The organism is Ruegeria sp. CDSB113, from assembly GCF_059611045.1.
Map to the genome: position 1 here is coordinate 175333 of NZ_JBXWOU010000007.1, position 18174 is coordinate 193506.

Here is an 18174-nt window from a genome sequence, read left to right on the forward strand (position 1 = left end):
CGGCAATACCTGACACTCGCTGAGCGACTTGCAGGCGCGGTATTTCTGAGGTTCAAGAAACGACTTTATCCGGCGGGCGTGTACCAGATCGGCGAGCCCCAGGCGCGTTCCTGAATTGTAGCGGGGACTTCTTCCAACAAAGGAAGGCCAGAACGAACGGCATCATACGTCGACCACCTAGGTGTTGGAATCTCGATAGCACGTGCATAATAGAACGCGCCTTGCACTGGGTCGAAACCAGGGTCAGTCCAACTGCCCATCAATGTTGGGGCGCCAATTTCGTTCGTATACAGCGCAGTTGTCAGATCGACAGTATTGCCCACCGAAGGAAGTTTGCCATCTGCGGCGATCTCGCGATCGCCGGACCAGGCCACGTCAATGATCTCTTCGTGGATCTCGCCCGTTGCATCGACCCAGCCCTTGATGATCTGGATGCGATCCAGATTGGCGCCGTCCGGGTCTTTTTGCGCATATACGGTGAAAGTGGGCGCATTGTCTCCGATCAAATCACCACCCATCGGTACGCCGTTTTCATAGCCATCTTCCACCATTGCAACGGGATCGGTCGGATTGTCCGCAAGGTCCGAGCCACCGAACATCCGCACTTTGACCCGAGGCCCGGATGTAGCGAAAGTTTCACGCCGTTTCATCGCGTCCCAGATCGAGGCTCGGGTGTTTTCCTCGGCCCAGACACCAGCAAGTGAACCAATCGAAAGGTCGATCCCGTCGATCCAACCGCCAACCCCACCCTTGCGACGTCGAACGACACTGCCATCTTCGGGACCGTGACCGCCGATAAAGTCATCTTCGGCCAGATCAGACATCAAACCGTTATGGTTGTCAGTGCCGCCGATGAACCCGTATTTGTAGGGGTTTACGCCCAACTCCTGTTGGGCCGCCAATCCCAGTTTTAACCCTTCGCGCACAAAGTCGCGCTTGTGGAAATACCGGTTTGAGTTTTTCTGGATGGAATTTGCGTTTTCGAAACCGGCGAACTCATCCGCTTGCCAGAATGCTTCGTGAACCTCAGAATTGCCCTTTATCTGCATCATTTCGATCAGCGGCTCCCAAGCCTGCCGAGTGCTGGCCCAGTCCTTGTCTGGAGCTTCGCCAAAACTGTTGAGTTCGGGAAACATCTGCTGCTTTGACGCGTTCGAATTATGCGGGATCGCCAAAAGGGTTGATCCATTGTCTTGCGCGTTTTGCAGCCAGTCCCAGAGGTCTTCGACCTTGTTGGAATCATAGCTGGACATCGGAAGGTCCGGGACCACGTTATCGCGGAAAATCACGTTGCGATGCATGTTGCCACCGTTCGGCGCTGCCGACCATTCAAAGGCAATCAAGGCGGTAAAACTGCCCGGATCATTATGTTCCTCGGCGGCATCGATGATGATCTGCCAACCGGATTTGGTGGTCTCAGGCCCTTGATAGAAAGGTGGGTGGGTAGGACTTTCACCGCGATTGTTGGCGATGACGTACTTGTAGAACCAATCCTGTTTGTCTTTCAGCGTTTCCAAGCTGCGTAGTTGTTGCAGATCTTCCTGCTCGTATCCCGGTGCCTCGGGAAATATCGTCGAATACATCTCGCCCAGATATTCCACGTGATCGCTGACCGCTGCAAAGTCGAGCGGGCGCGACAATTGTTTGTGACGTCCATTTACCAAGACCGGTTCGCCCTTGGCAAAGCGCAGGCTGTCAGACGGCATCAATCGTGCACCACCGATATATGCATCCAGCGACAGTGCCGTATGCATATGGGTCTCGCCAAAGTATGCGTTGCGCATGGGGTTGGGTTCCGCCAATGCCATAGTCGAAAACGCCAAGGTGGATGTCGCAATAACAAGTGTTCTCATCGGCTTCATCCTTCAGGTGTGTACCAAATTGGCGAGGTGTAGGCGCGCTCTTGCGTGATCATCTTGACCTCATCGGGCATATCGACATTAAAGCGAACTGCGTCATAGGCGGTCCAACGCGGCGTTGGGATTTCGACAACACGGGCATAGTAGAATGCGTGTTGCGAGGGGTCGAACTCCGGATCAGTCCACACGGTACCCAGTTCGGCCCGGCCAATATCATTGGTCCAGCTTGGGATGCTCAGATCGACGGTATTTCCGACGGGTGGTAATTTACCGTCATCACCGGGCGTGCGATCACCGGCCCAAACCACGTCGTAGATTTTTTCATGGGTCTCGCCGTTTGCATCAACCCAGCCCTTGATAATCTGGATGCGGTCCAGGTTAGCACCAATCGGATCACGCAGGGCGTAAACAAGGAAAGACGGTGCATCGCTTCCCGCCAGATCACCACCCATCGGGACACCTTTTGAATAGCCGATCCGTGCCAACTCGCGGTGTTTGATGTCGTCGGCCACGAAGTCTCCGCCGAAGAACCGCACTGTGATGCGTGGGCCCGTGGTCGCATAGACCTCGCGCCGTTCCATCGCGTCAAAGATCCCCGCCCGGGTGTTTTCAGTGGCCCAGACGGCCGTCGGACCCGGAGTGGCATATTGCCAACCCTTATAGGAAATTCCCAAATCTGCATTCCCCTTGGCCACCGAGGTGGCGCGGGTTTTTGACGGCTCCATCCAAGTAAAGGCGCCAAAGAAGTTGTTGTCCAGCTGCGTGGTCAGCCCGGTGTGGATATCCGAACCACCCACAAAGCCCAGCTTGAAGGGGTTGATCCCATCGGATTGCTCAAAAGCCAGGCCATTTTTTAGCGTATTGCGCACCATTTCCGTGGCGAGCATCTCAGGCGTTTTGGCTTCGGAGACATCCAGATTGGCCCAATCCCACCGTTCGTATTCTGCAAACTCATCTGTCGGGGACAGCATCGGATGGGTTTCGCTGTCTCCTTTAGTCTGGCCAATTTCAACCAGTTTTTCCCATTGCTGCCGGGTTTGCAGATACTCTCGATCAAAAGGCGCGTTGTTGTTCAGCGTGTCATTCAGCGCAAACATGATGCCGTTGCTGAGGTTCGGGTTGTGCGGAATAGCAAGCACGTCCCCTCCGGTCTTGTCCTCATAGCTTTGCATCCATTTCCACAAATCGCGGGGATCCGGGCTGCCCATTGGAGGCGCCATCAGGAATGGAACCACTTGCAACGCCCTCTCAGGTCCATCGCGAAAGATGACATTGCGATGCAGGTTGTTGCCTTCGGTCAACGAAGTCCATTCATAAGCAATCATCGCAGTAAAGACATGCGGGTCGTTGAATTCTTCTGCGGCCTGTACCAGATCGCGCCAGGTATTGTCATAGCCTGGCATCCCGGGTTGATACAGCAACGCTTGGCTCAGCGTGCCCTGACTGAATTGCGCGATCAGGTCGATGCTGGCCTGTTTGGCGTCGTCACCGCCCTTCGCGAACGCCTCGTGAAACTTCTTGCCCTGTGCGTCCGCCATGATATTTGGCGCACCTTTTTTGATGTCGGTAATCACCCCCATGCCATCGGTGTGCTCAGTCAGCATGTAAAAGTCGAAAGGACGCTCAAGCTTGACGGGTTGCCCGGTGTTCGACGTCACCTGCTCGCCCCGGGCGAACCGGTACATTTCTCGCGGCATCAAAGTCGTGCCGCCGCCACCTGCGTCCGCCGACAATGCCGAATGGACATGCGTATCACCAAACAGGACCCTGGTTGGAAACCCCCGGTTGGCATTAGGAGAATAAGGCTGCCCCTTGAGTTCACCAGCCGCGTTGTCGGCCGAGGCCGTATCCTGCGCCAGCGCAGGTAACGTCAGCGACACCGCAAGTGCAGTTGCCAGAGTCAAATGTATGGTCATCTCAATCCCTTTCGTTCAAATATCCGCCCATCGTCATTTCGGCACCAACGGCTTTGCTGTCAGGTCAATCGTGTCTTGTGGCCCGGTGCCGGTATCATAGAAATTACGCCCATAACTCAGCTGCCACAGAACCGGGACACCGCCGAGTTTGGTCAGCTTCGAGACTTTCAGCCCAAGCGGCACGCTGGTGAATTCTGATCGGTCCCAATCGTATACGACAGTCATGTCAGATGTGCCGACCGACCAGCCCTGACCAAGCGAGTAGCTGGCGATGGGTTGCAAAGTCGAAATGTTAACGTCCGGTCGCGTGTTGTCGCCGGCAACAGTCAGAATGTTCTGATTGAATAGCCTTGCAAGCCCCCACCCGGGCCGCGCCACGAAACCAAGCGCTGGCCCCAACCCCCATTTTTCGGCGCTGACACCATCGGCGCCCGTTGGCAGCAGGGCCACTACGCCGACCCCGTAACGGCCCCACGAACGGTCAAAGGCTGCCAGATTGAATAGGGTGGCATCGCCGATCCCGGTGTCGCCATTTGTGTTATACGTAACCGAGGGAAGTGTCAGGCGGGCAATATTATTGATCCCCCCCAACTGAAACGGAATGGCGGCGCGAAACTGGGTAACGTTCTGTGCTCCGTTCGCATTATGCAAAGAAGGTGAATAGAAATTCTGCAGTTGAAACGACATCAAGGACGCGGTCGGGTCGCTGGCTTGGCTGGCCAATGTCTGACTGTCCTGCTGTGCAATCGCAGAGGCCGGAATGACCGCCATCAGGGCAATAGTCAGAATACGCCTCATCAGAACACCAGCCCAACGGTCATCCAGACCTTGTCGCTTTCAAATCGACGTTTGGCTTCGAATTCCTTGATATATTTCGCCTTGATAGACACTGGCGTCTGACCGATCTGCGTTGACCAACTAACAATAGGGCCGAGCCCATACACGCTGGCCTGCAAGCTGTCGGCCCCGAGCAATTGCTTGATCCCATCCGCCCCGCTGCCGCTGTCATCGCCAATCTGATGGTAGGCATATCCCGTTACCCCAAGGGCAAGTTTGTTGGGCAAATGCCGCATGACCGTGCCTTCAAAATGCGCCTCGGGCGCGGTCTGATAGTCGGTAGCGTCGTTCTCGGCGCTGAAGGTGACGCCGAACGATCCTGAAAACTCCCATCCTGTGGTCGGGTCGAACCAGGTCATCGACAGGGTTGGGTCAAATGCAAATCGGTTTTTCCCGGCATTCAGGGCGTCAATCGACCGGTTTGCGACGTTGATTTGCGTCGTCTGATAGTGGCCAGTAGGCAGAAAGAACTGTAGGGCCAATGTTGTGTGTAGCTTGCCTTTGCTCCAGTTGAAGAGAGGCGAAAGAACGATATCACCAAAGGCATGTTCGCCGTCATCGTTGAGGGTTCCGGAAAAGCCCGAGCTGAGGTCGCCAGAATACTGCCCGTTTGCCGAAACGTAGGGCAAATTGAAATTGAGGCCCAATCGCGCATTGCCCCACTGCGCGTCAAAAACATGAGTGAAATTGAACTTGTAGGTAAACACTTCGACATCAGGGTCCGTCACGACCACACCGCCCGAAGCCATGCTGGGAGCGGTGCCATTGAAATACACGAAATCATTATTTAGGTATGTTCCGGGAGGCGGTAGGATGCCCGACATGCTGTCGCGGCTGCCAAGAAGATAGGTCTCGATGCCTCCCTCTGCGGCTTGCACCTTTTGCGCAGACAAGAACACCGAAGCAGACAACGCAAATACCACTACTGTTGCCTTCAAATTCACTCTCCCAGATACAGAGCGCTTGTTCGCACGCTTTCATATATGATAATCCAAAACGCGTGCGGAGATTGTCTTAAATTGGATATTTGATGCAGAAACCATCCAGAACAAAAGAGATTCCGGCCTTAATGGCGGCATCTCCCTGGCTACGTGCGATAGATACACGTCTGGCTAACAGCCTGGTAAATTCAGGTCGCAGTGTGAGTGTCGAAAGTGGCGCGGGCATTTATGCACTCTCAGATCACGATCAATCCGTATTTGCCGTTGTGTCAGGCGCTGTTGGAATTCAGTTGGACGATGGCCAATCCGGGATCGTGTTGGGCCATGTGTTCGGGCCCGGTGCCTGGTTTGGAGAGGCGGCGGCAATCACCGGCTCGCCCCGACAGATTGGCGCGATTGCTCTGACAGATTGCCAACTGCTGCGGGTCCCGTACGAGGCTTTGATCCAATTAGAGCAGGACGACCAACCGATATGGCGTGCACTTGGGACACTGGCCGTCACAAATGGCGCACTTGCCATTCGCGTTGCCCGTGATCTTATGCTGGCGGATTCCAAACTGCGCAGCCTTACAATCCTGACCAGGATATCCGACGCGTTTGCGCCGACCTGCGCCATTCCCCTGACCCAACAGCATTTGGCTGAGATTTGTCGCTTGTCCCGAAGTGCCTTCGCCAAGCTCGTTGCAGAGCTGGAGGCCGACGGGTTGGTTCAGCGAAAATACGGCTCACTTGTGGTCGTTCCGCAATGATGGTCCCAGGCACAGGAGCGCTCTTTCACTTTTGTGATGTGCCGATTGCAGCAGTTGGAATCCGGGCCGAATATTCACGCATTTTTGCCTAGACCTACCTCTGCAAGCAGCATTCGGGAAGTCTTGTTACCGCGGTATTCGACGTACCGCCTGAGCGGGGACCTTGCGATCTGGTAAGGGCGCTTTTCGTAGCAATTAAGCTTGGTTAACCCCTGAAACGATAGCGCCAATTGGACTGAAAGGAAGTTTCCCATCAGCGTATTTAGGGTGTCGCCAAAAACGACAGAGCTAACCACTATTGGTTCAGATTTTTTGCAAATATGCCCAGGAGACATACCCCTTTAACCCACGCGCGCGTTGCAAGGAAACACGGCACCACCGGGTGCCACCGGTCTGCTCGCAACTGTGAACTCGAACAGCAGTTCCATTTGGAAGACCCACGATCACGTTAAAACCCACTCCAGGTCCTGCACGCAATTTCAGCATGTCTCCATCTTCAACTCCAAAAACCTTGTATCGTCCAAGAGATGCCGCTGCTGCAGTTTCAGTTTGGACAATGACGCCTATGAAAAATGCCGCTAAGGGTAAAAAGATTGCACTACGCATCACGTTAACCTGCCTGTTGCCTCAACTCCAATCGTAGCGACTCAGATCATCAAGCGGAACTACCAGACAACAGAAAACACACTTCTTGACCCGCCATTGATGCAAAATTCTCATCTGAGCTGGAGATCTGGTTTGCTCCGATGGTGACGACTGGCTGATAACTCAAAAACGTGGTGCCAAATTCATCTGCAAGCAACGGATCCACTGCTCTGCGCCTAATTTCGTTGCTAAAATAAGGTTTGAATTTGAGTGCATCCTGATGTCGAACGCCCACCGCATATCTGGTCCATCAATGACAACTGGGTTAGGTTCGTGTGACGTTAAACAAGATATTTGAGACGTCATAAAACCTTAGTTCAATCGACAGTTAAAACCTGAAAAAATCAGTGAATCGCATCGTTCAATTCTGACCCAACACGATTGACGACCATTCATTGGCGCTGCGTCAGGCGTACCAAATCAACTCAAAATCATGGCATCCAAAAAATATCTTGACCGAAAATGGCATCCAGTATTCCAAACAGCCACGAGCCCGGAACACGGTCTATTATCGTCCCATGTTCAATGACCTGATTTGCAATGAAAACCGGATTGAACACAGGCTGACAAAGCCCAGCCAAGTGTGGACCAACGGTCAGGTCGAGCGGATGAGCCGCACAATCAAGGACGCCACCGTCAAACGGCATCTCTGCATCAATCTTGATCGGCTGCGCATGCATCTCACCGACTGCATAGTAGTCCGCAGTTTCGCCCGCAGGTTAAAGACACTCGGCCTTACACCCTAAGAACACATCTCAGGGCTGAAGGTCTTTGCCGGATTGATCCGATCCTGAACCGACAGTGTTAGCAAGCTTTCGGTCGATAGGTTTGCAAACACGTCCGTGGCTTGTTTGATGCGCGGTAAGAAAGGCGCGAAATCATCTGGCTCGACCGGTGGTGACCGGCTCTCGGGGTTGAGCGCATAAAGGTACAGGATCGACGCACCGGCCCCGGCGGCTTCAATCGCCTGGCTTGTGAATTGCCCCGGTTTCGGCACAGGTGATGATGGTCTTTTTCTGTCGGGCATGGGTACAGTTTTCCTTGAAGTGGGCGACAAAACTTCAAGGTAGATGCCGAACACAGACTTGGGCACCTGCACTTCGGCGCATTGCGGCACCGATAGGAGCAAGAACCATCCAATCCACCTGAATTCCGAGGCAGCAACTGCGGTACACAAACGTCCCACTCAATGTCGGGAATCGAAGGACGAATGCGACTATCTGAAATTCAGCAAAAGGGTCATCTAAAGAGCTCCCGTTTGTTCATGGAATGTGAGGCAGTCAGAGCCAATACTTCTGAGGATTGCGGGTTCGATCCGCTCGGTGTCTTCGGGGTATGGGCCTGACATCTCAAGCGCAGCCCGCAAGCCCATTTCGGCGGGAGAACGTCGCCATACCACTCTTGTCGCGTACGGGGCACCGCCCAATCGCCAGGAACTGCCGTGCATCAACCCCGTCATAATATCCGGCCTATACGCATGAGGTGCATCCAGAGTGGAAAGGCACACGGAATGTGGCGGATGAGCGTTTTGTTCTGTCACATAGACACGCCCGTTAATAAATACGGCAGAGCCCACATAACGCGCCCTCTGCCTTGTACCGACTTTGCGATCTTCGCCCCGTTCGGATGTCCAAACGGCAACCTGACCGCCTACTTCTTTCAAAACGGTGACCCCGACTTTGATCACGTTAGGCCAGGACGGCGTTCGGTAAAATGTATTGTAAACTCCCAGAATATGCTGCCAGTCTTTGAGCGGGCTAGTCCCAAAAAAACGCTTGGTGTAGTCGAGAGAGCCCGACTCTTCTGCAGGGATCCCGTAGCCTGTGAGCGTCACCGGTGACTGAGCCTCCAGCGCGGCTGGTGCGTTTTCAGAACGGTTGCCTCTGGGGCGCATAAAGCGCAGGCCCCGCCCGTATTCCCATTGAACACATGGTTCCGGTTTTTTGTCATCGGCAAGTGCTTTGCGCAGCGCGCTGACCCGGTTGTACATCGCTGCATCGGAAACCTCTCGGCCGTTCCAAACGGTTTCGATAAGTTCCTCTTTCGTCACCACGTCACCTTCTCGGCGCACCAGGTATTGAAGCAGCGCCAGGACACCGCGCTGCATACGCATGACCTCGCCATCGACGTAAAGCAGCTTCCGCTTAACATCGAACCTCCAGTTTCCATAGCTGACCGAAGAGGGATCAAAGCCCATAAAATGCAACCTCACGCCGTCGTCCCTTGCGGATTAGGTGTAATTTAAGTGTGATTTCAAGTCAAAACTCAACTTCAAGTTAAGAAAATGGGATTTGCAGATGCAGATTTCCGCGCCGTCTGTTGTCTAGACAGGTGAGGCTACTTCGCGTGTGACCGGCACACAGACAAAAGTTCGGCATGCGCAGGCAGAGGTGGTCGCGGAAATACACGACATGTCAGCGTATGGCTTCGATCCCGTCGGCTTTTTGGGGGCAAGCCGGTTTTGCGGGTAGCACTGGCCTGGGTTCAAAAACTCAATCGCCAATGAAGAACAATAAAAAGAGTTCCCAGGGGATCGAACGGTGAATAGTAGCAAATCGAGTTGGCGTGTGAAAAATCACGTGGTCCTTGGTCGTCGGGTCGAGAAATGGAACAGCACGATCGCAAGAATTGCCCCCTCGCTGTTTCTGGTCGCTGTGTATTGCGCTACATTGCCCGTTGGGATGGTAGCAGCCGAGGTGGTCTCAGAATCCCAGAACTCTGAGGTTGTGTGTGTTGACGATGAGGACCGGGCTGTCACCGAAACAGGTTCGGTCAATCCGACTGCAGCCACTGGGATTTTCGGGGCTGTTCAATTTCTCCCCGATTTCTCCAGCTCGTCCCCAACCAGTACCGTCAATTTTGGTCCGATCACCGAGGCGGTTAACGACGCTGCACACCAATCGGCCATCGGCATCCTGCTCAACGAAGGCCTGGATGGCGACTTAATCAATTCTCTCACGATCAATGCGACGAGCAGCAATGCAAATGGCGAAGCTGATGTGATCAGAACGAATGTTCAGCGATCAGTTTCACAGGCAGGGCAGTGATGGTCATTCTGAAATCCTTGACGCAATCCGAAAATCACCAAGCAAGCTGTTGGGAAAACCTGATGAATAGACTTAATACGCGCCTTACGCGCTTTGAATGTGTCAGTCTTCTCAAGGCAACAACTGCGTTGCAAAGTGCAACTGGTTTGATCCGAGTTGGCGCGCACTTCAAAACGTCGGGCTATCTGAACTTGCCTTTGGCTTCGGTCGGTCTGATGGGCATTTGGATATTAACAGCCTCATCAACCACTGCGGCGTCCTGTGACACAAGCGATACTTCGTCCGCTGAGTATTTTTGTACCGGCGATGTTTTGGAAACTAACATTGACGCTACCGACCTTGATGACGATATCAGCGAAATCATCTTTAACGATATCGACTCGTCCGAATACGAAGGCACTTATGTGTTCTGGGTGGATAATACCGGCGATGAAGGCAACAGCCACGGCGATGATGGCGACGACGTCAACGGTATCCTTGTCTATTACGACGGAAGCGACTCCACCATCGAAGTCAGCGGGGGCGACGATACGCCTGTCATGTCATTCACTGGCGCGGGCGGGAAAGGTCACTCGGGCGAGGACAGGACCAGTGCCACCAGTAGCGGCAATGGTGGCAATGGTGGTGATGGCGGCACGCTTGAAGGAGCGCAAAGCCTAACCATTGTAGAAGGTACTGTCAGCGGCGACGGCTTTACGGCCGTGGAAGTCACGGCATCTGGGGGCAAAGGTGGTTCCGGCGGTCACGGCAAGAATTACTTGACGATCACCAATAGTACGGGCGGCAATGGCGGCAATGGGGGTGATGGCGCGGCGGCGGAACTGACTATAGATTTGAATGCGAACCTCAATATCAACGTCAATGGTGAGGACCAAGCCGGTATCTATGTCCTCAGCTCTGGCGGTGACGGGAATGATGGGGGTAAAGCCGAAAATGGTTCTGCGGCCTATGCCGGTGACGGAGGATACGGCGGCCGAGCTGGAGATGCGAATGTTTCTCAAGCTGAAGGGTCTACACTGATCGTTGAGACAGACGGCCAACTGGCGCACGCTGTCGAGGTGATCAGCCGGGGCGGCGATGGCGGCGACGGTGGAGATGCGACCAACATCCTCGGTGATGCCTATGGCGGCGATGGTGCTTCGGGCGGAGATGGCGGAACTGTCACGGTCGTAATCGAAGACGCAACGCTGACAACGCTTGGCGAAGATTCAATTGGTATTCTTGCGCGATCCTACGGTGGTGCCGGTGGGGACGGCGGTAGCGGCAACGCCGACGTTTTTGATGGCGACGGTGGATCGGCCAGTGGCTCTGGCAATGCAGGTGATGTCAACGTCACTTTCGGAGGGACCCTAACAACGACCGGCGATGGGGATGATTCCGATGACGATGGTGACGATGACACAACCACGTCCAGCGGCATTCTTGCACAATCGGTAGCCGGGTTTTCAGGCGATGCCGGAGATTCCAGTGGGACCTTTGTTGCTTGGGGCGCGTCATCGGAAAGTGCAGGCGATGGAGGTAGTGTTACGGTCACAGTGCTATCCGGCAGTACCATCGAAACGGCCGGGACATATTCCGTTGGCATCGAAGCGCAGTCAATTGGCGGCGGCGGCGGCAAAGGCGGCTCGGCTGACGCCATCTCATCTGTCGGAGGCGATGGCAGTGCTGGCGGCAACGGCGGTACAGTTGACGTTTCGGTCGAGGGCGACAACGACACGACAATCACAACGACAAATGATTACTCGGCAGCCATCAGCGCGCAATCTGTTGGCGGCGGCGGTGGCAAAAGCGGCGGCGGAACAGGGGTGGCGTCAATCGGCGGCACAGGCGGAACCGGAGGAGATGGTGGCGAAGTTACCGTGTCGTTGGCCGCTGACCTCACGACGACGGGCGACTATTCCGAAGGCGTGATCGCTCAGTCGCTCGGTGGCGGCGGTGGCGTGGGGCATTCGACAGATGGTCTATTTAGCAGTGTCGGTGGGTCCGGCGGTGACGGCGGCAGTTCTGGTGCAGTATCGGTCGAGCATGTTCTTGGAAATATTTCTACTTCAGGCATAGATTCCGACGGTGTCGATTTGCAGTCCATCGGCGGCGGTGGCGGTAAGGGCGCCTCGTCCATGGATATCGGCGTAGAGGTCAGCGTTGTTGTGGGCTCGACCGGCGGCGATGGCGGTGACGGCGGTACGGTCACGTATTCTGATATGGATGATACCGCGTACTCAATCACCACGACCGAGGAGTACTCAGCGGGCATTTCGGCGCAGTCCGGCGGCGGCGGCGGCGGCAATTCCGGCAGTGTCACGAACATTACAGCAAGTGTTGGCGTTGGGGTAACGGTTGGGTCTACCGAAGATGCCTCCAGCGGCGGTAACGGAGATGCGGTATCCGTGGAAACGCATGCGGATATCACGACTTCGGGTGAGCATTCTGATGGTATCTTTGCGCAAAGCTATGGCGGCGGCGGCGGCAACGCAGGCCAGCTGGTGAGTGTTGATGTCGGGTATGATTTTGGGGAGGTTTCCGTCTCGACCGGTGGGTCCGGTGGTGCTGGCGGCGATGGCGGGGCGGTCAGCTTAACTTCAGCCGGCGATATTTCGACGTCATCGGCGCATTCCTTTGGCATTTATGCGCAGTCAGCGGGCGGCAGCGGCGGCAAATCCAGCAGCATCTACACTGTCAATTCACCATCGGTCGATTCCATCGCTGTCGCGACCGGTGCCTCCGGCGGCAGCGGTGGAGATGCCGCTGCGGTCACGGTGAACAACTCGGGCGATGTGGCAACGGACGAAGATAACTCTACGGCGATCTATGCCCAATCTGTTGGCGGCGGCGGCGGTAATTCCGGCACGACCTTTTCGTTTGATACTGTGTCGACGGCATCGGTAACGGTCTCTGTGGGCGGAGACGGCGGAGATGGCGGCAGTTCAGACGCCGTGTCCGTGACCAACTCAGGCAAGATCACCGCAAAAGGCGAAAACTCCGACGGCATTTTTGCGCAAAGTCTCGCGGGCGGCGGCGGCAATTCTGGCAGCACCTATTCCGGTTCGGGAATTTCGGGCGCCGATGTTGCAGTTGCGGTTGGTGGTTTTGCCGGGGACGGAGATACATCCGGGGCGGTCAGCGTCAAGAACACAGGCGACATCACTGTTTCAGGCTCAAACGGAAGCGCCATCTATGCCGAAAGCCGCGGTGGTAGTGGTGGTAAATCAGGGTCGGTCATGGCTTTTGATGTGGCGTCTTATGGGACAGTGGATGCCGCAGTGGGTGGTGAAGGCGGCGATGGCGGAGCCGCAAGCACCGTTTACGTCGAAAACTATGGCAATCTGACTGTAAGCGGCGACAACAGTGTAGGCATCTATGCCAATTCCCAAGGCGGTGAGGGCGGAAACAGCGGTACCGTCATCGCGACGTCTGCTTTTACAGCTGACGCTATCAGCGTCGGTATCGGTGCTGGCGGCGGCGCAGGCGGTACTGCGGATGACACAAGCGTCTATAACTATGGGTCAATTACGACGTCGCAGGACTTGGGCTACGGAATTTTGGCGCAAAGCATCGGCGGTGCCGGAGGCAACGGCAGCTCGGTGATCAGCGCGGATCTTCTGAGCGGCATTTTGTCGATTGATACCGGTGGTGTATCGGGTGATGTCGAAGTCGCAGTCGGTGGCGATGGCGGCGACGGAGGCACCGCCGGTACGGTTTATGTGGAAAGCAACGGCGCAATTTCGACCTCAGGTGAGAAAGCCTACGGCATTCTGGCTCAGAGTATTGGCGGCAACGGTGGATCAGGCGGATCCGCATATACGTTTGACTTCAACTTCCTGTCGACATCCTCGGCGACGATTAAAGTAACGGTTGGCGGCTCCGGTGCCGAAGGGGCTGCATCGGATGCAGTGCAGGTGGTCAACAATGACTGGATCATCACAGATGGTATTTATGCCCACGGCATTTTTGGGCAAAGCGTTGGTGGTTCCGGAGGGACCGGCGGTAGCGTCACTGCGGTTGGGATTTCGACGACAACGGAATATGACTTGGGTGTTTCGGTTGCGGTTGGCGGAGAAGGTGGCGATGGCTCTGCCGGTGCCGAGGTGGATATCACAAACAACGGCGCTATCAGAGTTCTGAAAAATGGGGCTGCCGGCGTCTATGCGCAAAGCATCGGCGGGGATGGTGGCGATGGCGGTTCCGCCACGACATACGTTCTGGATTACACCGCCGGCACTGGGAACAGTGGTGGTGTTTCGCTCTCTCTTGCAGTCGGTGGCGAGGGAGGAACAGGAAATGACGGTGATATAGTCAGCGTAACTAATTCCGGCTCGATCCATACGCATGGCTCCAGCGGCGATGGCATCTTTGCGCAGTCCGTAGGTGGTGGTGGTGGTGATGGCGGTTCGGCCGAGGCGACCTCAATAGCCTTTGTTTCAAGTGCAGAAGATTATACCAACATTAGCTTTGAGGTTGGTGTCGAACTTGGTGGTTCGGGCGGTAGCGGCGGCGACGGTGGCTTGGTTGATGTTGTCAACGAGGGTAGAATTGTCACAACAAATGACGTCTCGGTCGGCATTTTCGCGCAATCTGTAGGCGGCGGCGGCGGGACCGGCGGGGAATCCGGATCGACCAGCTCGTCGTCTTCGGATGGGTCAACATCCTGGGTCGATATCGCCGAAGAAATTGCCAGCGATGTTTGGGACACCGGTGTAAGCTTTTACACGGTCTATTCCCTTTACCAGAACTACAGCAGCTATTTCACCAACTGGACTGTCTCGATCGGCGGGGACGGCGGCGCGGCCGGGGACGGCGGCCAGGTGGATGTAAGTAACAGCCACACAATCACCACCTACGGTGTCGATTCAACAGCGATCTATGCCCAGTCCGTTGGCGGCGGTGGCGGGTCCGGCGGTACGGGCACCGGGGCATCGATCAAGACTAAAGTAGAGATTGGTGGGACCGCAGGCGCAGGTGGGCATGGCGGTTCCGTAAACGTCGTAAACTCCGGCGATATCACCACAAGTGGGACGCGCGCCAACGGTATCTGGGCGCAGTCGGTTGGCGGCGGCGGCGGTGATGCCGGAGATGTCGAAGGCGCGTTTGGAGCAGGCGTTGACGACCTTTTTGGTTCCAATTTTTCGATTGATATCGGCTTTAACTATGACGGCGACGCAGGCAATGGGGGTGACGGGGGTGACGTGTCGGTGCAATCCACCGATGCCGACATCAATATCTCTGGCGAAAACGCGGTGGGCATCTGGGCGCAATCTGTTGGTGGCGGCGGCGGTACAGCGGGCAGTATCGCACTGTCCTTCTATTTCGCAGGTTCAAACGGTGCCGAAGGCGACAGCGGTGACGTAGATGTGGCACTGGACGGCGCAAACGTCATCTCGACCGGTGACTATTCGTTTGGAGTCTTCGCACAATCCAGCAGTGGGTCTTATGAAACATCTGATGTCAGTGACCTGGACGACTATTTCACCTATGACGGTGACGCCTCCTACGAATCCGGCGATGTGAACATCAGCCTGTCAAACGGATCAAGCATTGACGTGGCAGGAGAGTACAGCCGGGCCATCCTGGCCGCATCAACTGGATATGACAGTGCTGGTACGATCTCCATCAATGTCGGAGAAGGCAGCTCAATCTCCGGCAGTGATGGCAATGCTCATGTGATTTCGCTCTATGACGGCAACAGCAATCTGATCAACAACTACGGTACGATTGCAGACAAAGATTTCACCGACACAAGCCGCGAAGACGACGTGTATGTGATCTATACGGATGTCTCCAGCGACGATTACGACAGCACTGGCACCGACGGCCAGGGCGCGATCACCATTTCCAACTACGGAACGGTTTCCGGCTCGATCAAACTGTTCGAAAATGCGACGGGCAGCACGTTTCAAAACGAGTCCGGTGGGGTGTTCAACATGGGGTCCATTGTCGATCTGGGTAGTGGTGGCGGTACCCTGAACAATCTGGGTACCTTGTCGCCCGGAGGGTCGGATCAGATCTTTACGTCGACAATTTCAGGCGGTGCGCTGGCACAGGGTAGCACTGGTTCGCTTTTGATAGATCTGGAAATGAACACGGCCTCCGACGATGAAAATGTCGACGTGATCATTGCCAATAAGGTGACCTCTCTTGAAGGGGCTGTGAAGGTAAACGCGACCGGGATCAACAATGTTTCACATGGGACCAGCGGATCAGTTTTCGTTTTGGTTTCTGATGACCTTAGTGAAGAGGATCTGACCGTATCGGACACAGCGCTCGTTGACTATGATGTCGCGCTCGTTACGGGCGAAGATTTCACAATCGACGGGACGACCTATTCGGACACAAACGCCGTCGAATTGACCTATGCAATCAACGCAGCGCCTTCTGGCACAAATGAGAATACAACCAACATTGTCAACTACTTCGGGCAAGGCAATACGGCCGCAACAGGGTCAGGCAGTTCAACTGATTCCGAGACGGACGGATCTGCCGGCGGATCAAACGTACAGGCTGCAGTTGCTACAGTCTTCAATGAACTGTTGAACGCCGAAAGTGTGGAAGAACTCGAAACGATTTCTGCAGGCCACATTGTCGACGAAACAGGCGCCGCGCTGTTCGCGTCACGTCAAGCAAGCCACACCGTGCACAATAACTTGCGCTCTTGCCCTTCCCTAAATCGAGAAAACCCCGGTGGTTTCCTTCGTGAAATGGACTGTGGCTGGGTTGGTTTTATTGGAAGTGTGAGCAACTATGAAAACGCAGGAGGAGGCGCTTCCGTCGACGAAAGTACGTATGGCTTCACTGCCGGTGGACAGCGTATCGTCGACTCTGGGTTGATCCTGGGTGGGCTGCTTCAAGGTGAAGACGTGACGCTGTCTGGATCTGGATTCGATCAAGATGGTCACAGGTTCATTGCGGCAGCTATTCTTAAATATGAAAACGGCCCGCTAACTTTTTCCCTCTCAACGGCATATGGTCATCAGAACCTTGATCAACAGCGTCAATACACCGTCGGCGGGGTGGGTCACGAAGCGAATTCAGATGTGACAAGTCACAGCTTCTCAGCTGATGCGCGTGTAACTTATCTTCAGGAATTCAAAGCGAACTATTTGCGTTGGGGGATGGGATTGGGGCTGTATCACACTCGCCAGGATGGCTTTAGTGAATCTGGGGATGGCGCCCTGAATTGGGCCATTCAAAGCTCGGATGATACTGACGTGGTGCTGAGACCAACCCTGGAATTTGGCCGTCTATTTGGAGAGGGCGGTAACCTCGGACGAGTATACGCCTCTGCCGGGCTATCGGTAAATCTGACTGATCCAAGCAATCAGGTTAACGGCAGTTTGATTGGCTTAAGTGGTGATGAGCAGATGGCGCATGTGTTCAACTATGATCGCTACGCCGCTGAAGTTCGCCTTGGCCTGGACTATCAGATAGAGGAAAATACGCGGATCACCGTCCGAGGCGGCGGAACCTTCTCAGAAAACTCCCGTACAGGTGACTTGTCGGTTACTGCACGTTGGATGTTCTGAGGATGAATAGGATTTGCCTCGAAGACAGGTCGTTGGTCAGGTGGGGTCGAACGCAAAACGGGCTAAATCACTCTTTGCGTTCGGCTCTTGCACCATGACCAGCTGTCCTAACTTCAGGGCTTCAACAAAAAAGGAAGCAAGAGTGGCTGGAGATGGTAGTCCTTTTCTGGGCCCATCGCGAACCACCTTAGAATGATGCGACGAGACAGCAGAACGTTCGCTGCAGCCCTAAGCAGAGGAACAATGCTGGTTTTCATGGCTTGTCAGAGCTGTGTCTTATCTGATGTTCAGGCTACGGAAACACTTGACGAAAGTGGCCCTTTCAATGACAGCGCGCTCGAAAGTGAAACACGCTCCAACCCGAACTCAGCAAGGCTGCCCCCTACTCACTCCGTGTACACGGTTCTCAGATACCCATGTGGTCGGCCCCTAATCCGAAGTCTCTGCCCCGGCTCAAGGACGCCCATTCGTTGATAGTTCTGGAAATCGTCATTGATTTCACACTGAACTTTTTAGTCAATTGATTTCGGACTTTCATGCACACTGCAGCGAAAGGTTATGCAGACTGTGTTCAATGCCAGAATTGGACCGCTCTCTCATGTTAATTCTCTCAAGAGCTTGATTTCCTACATTAGGTGTTCTGGTCACATAATTATCAAAAAG

Annotated in this window: 11 protein-coding genes; 4 read left to right on the forward strand and 7 right to left on the reverse strand. The window is 54.9% G+C overall.

Going from position 1 to position 18174, the window contains the following annotated elements:
• Nucleotides 1-65: 65 nt before the first annotated feature.
• Genes AC2FIS_RS14225 through AC2FIS_RS14240 form a run of 4 tightly spaced genes read right to left on the reverse strand, consistent with a single transcriptional unit; the run spans nucleotide 66 to nucleotide 5550 of the window.
• Entirely contained in the window at nucleotides 66-1853 is a 1788-nt protein-coding gene (locus AC2FIS_RS14225; protein WP_496773997.1) for a DUF3604 domain-containing protein, read from the reverse strand.
• Between the two features lie 5 nt (nucleotides 1854-1858).
• Nucleotides 1859-3775 carry a DUF3604 domain-containing protein gene (locus AC2FIS_RS14230; protein ID WP_496773998.1) on the reverse strand — a complete coding sequence of 639 codons (1917 nt, stop codon included), beginning with the start codon at nucleotides 3773-3775 and terminating at the stop codon, nucleotides 1859-1861.
• A gap of 33 nt (nucleotides 3776-3808) precedes the next feature.
• Nucleotides 3809-4573 (reverse strand): hypothetical protein, encoded by a 765-nt coding sequence (locus AC2FIS_RS14235; protein WP_496773999.1) that lies wholly within the window; start codon nucleotides 4571-4573, stop codon nucleotides 3809-3811.
• Complete coding sequence (locus AC2FIS_RS14240) at nucleotides 4573-5550, reverse strand: SphA family protein (protein ID WP_496774000.1); 978 nt, start codon at nucleotides 5548-5550, stop codon at nucleotides 4573-4575. The genes AC2FIS_RS14235 and AC2FIS_RS14240 overlap by 1 nt, the downstream gene beginning before the upstream one ends.
• Nucleotides 5551-5753: 203 nt before the next feature.
• Here AC2FIS_RS14240 and AC2FIS_RS14245 point away from each other — a divergent pair, with 203 nt between their 5' ends.
• Nucleotides 5754-6302: a Crp/Fnr family transcriptional regulator gene (locus AC2FIS_RS14245; RefSeq protein WP_496774001.1), complete on the forward strand. Its 549-nt coding sequence runs from the start codon at nucleotides 5754-5756 to the stop codon at nucleotides 6300-6302.
• A gap of 303 nt (nucleotides 6303-6605) precedes the next feature.
• Here the strand turns inward: AC2FIS_RS14245 and AC2FIS_RS14250 are convergent, their stop codons facing one another.
• Complete coding sequence (locus AC2FIS_RS14250) at nucleotides 6606-6908, reverse strand: SH3 domain-containing protein (RefSeq protein ID WP_496774003.1); 303 nt, start codon at nucleotides 6906-6908, stop codon at nucleotides 6606-6608.
• Between the two features lie 647 nt (nucleotides 6909-7555).
• On the opposite strand from AC2FIS_RS14250, the gene AC2FIS_RS14255 reads away from it, so the two are divergent.
• Entirely contained in the window at nucleotides 7556-7693 is a 138-nt protein-coding gene (locus tag AC2FIS_RS14255; RefSeq protein WP_496774025.1) for a hypothetical protein, read from the forward strand.
• Here the strand turns inward: AC2FIS_RS14255 and AC2FIS_RS14260 are convergent.
• Complete coding sequence (locus tag AC2FIS_RS14260) at nucleotides 7690-7974, reverse strand: 3-keto-5-aminohexanoate cleavage protein (RefSeq protein ID WP_496774005.1); 285 nt, start codon at nucleotides 7972-7974, stop codon at nucleotides 7690-7692. The two genes, AC2FIS_RS14255 and AC2FIS_RS14260, sit on opposite strands and share 4 nt — an antisense overlap.
• A 216-nt stretch (nucleotides 7975-8190) precedes the next feature.
• Nucleotides 8191-9159, reverse strand: coding sequence for a winged helix-turn-helix domain-containing protein (locus AC2FIS_RS14265; RefSeq protein WP_496774006.1), 969 nt, complete (start codon nucleotides 9157-9159; stop codon nucleotides 8191-8193).
• 328 nt (nucleotides 9160-9487) lie between these two features.
• Here AC2FIS_RS14265 and AC2FIS_RS14270 point away from each other — a divergent pair, with 328 nt between their 5' ends.
• Complete coding sequence (locus AC2FIS_RS14270; RefSeq protein ID WP_496774007.1) at nucleotides 9488-9994, forward strand: hypothetical protein; 507 nt, start codon at nucleotides 9488-9490, stop codon at nucleotides 9992-9994.
• 62 nt (nucleotides 9995-10056) lie between these two features.
• On the forward strand, nucleotides 10057-17511 hold the full coding sequence (locus tag AC2FIS_RS14275; RefSeq protein ID WP_496774009.1) for a hypothetical protein: 7455 nt from the start codon (nucleotides 10057-10059) through the stop codon (nucleotides 17509-17511).
• Nucleotides 17512-18174: the final 663 nt, after the last annotated feature.

Coding starts and splice junctions, on each gene's coding strand:
- AC2FIS_RS14225 (WP_496773997.1), bottom strand. CDS start 1,853: ATGAGAACACTTGTTATTGCGACATCCACCTTGGCGTTTTCGACTATG.
- AC2FIS_RS14255 (WP_496774025.1), top strand. CDS start 7,556: ATGAGCCGCACAATCAAGGACGCCACCGTCAAACGGCATCTCTGCATC.
- AC2FIS_RS14275 (WP_496774009.1), top strand. CDS start 10,057: ATGAATAGACTTAATACGCGCCTTACGCGCTTTGAATGTGTCAGTCTT.
- AC2FIS_RS14230 (WP_496773998.1), bottom strand. CDS start 3,775: ATGACCATACATTTGACTCTGGCAACTGCACTTGCGGTGTCGCTGACG.
- AC2FIS_RS14235 (WP_496773999.1), bottom strand. CDS start 4,573: ATGAGGCGTATTCTGACTATTGCCCTGATGGCGGTCATTCCGGCCTCT.
- AC2FIS_RS14260 (WP_496774005.1), bottom strand. CDS start 7,974: ATGCCCGACAGAAAAAGACCATCATCACCTGTGCCGAAACCGGGGCAA.
- AC2FIS_RS14250 (WP_496774003.1), bottom strand. CDS start 6,908: ATGCGTAGTGCAATCTTTTTACCCTTAGCGGCATTTTTCATAGGCGTC.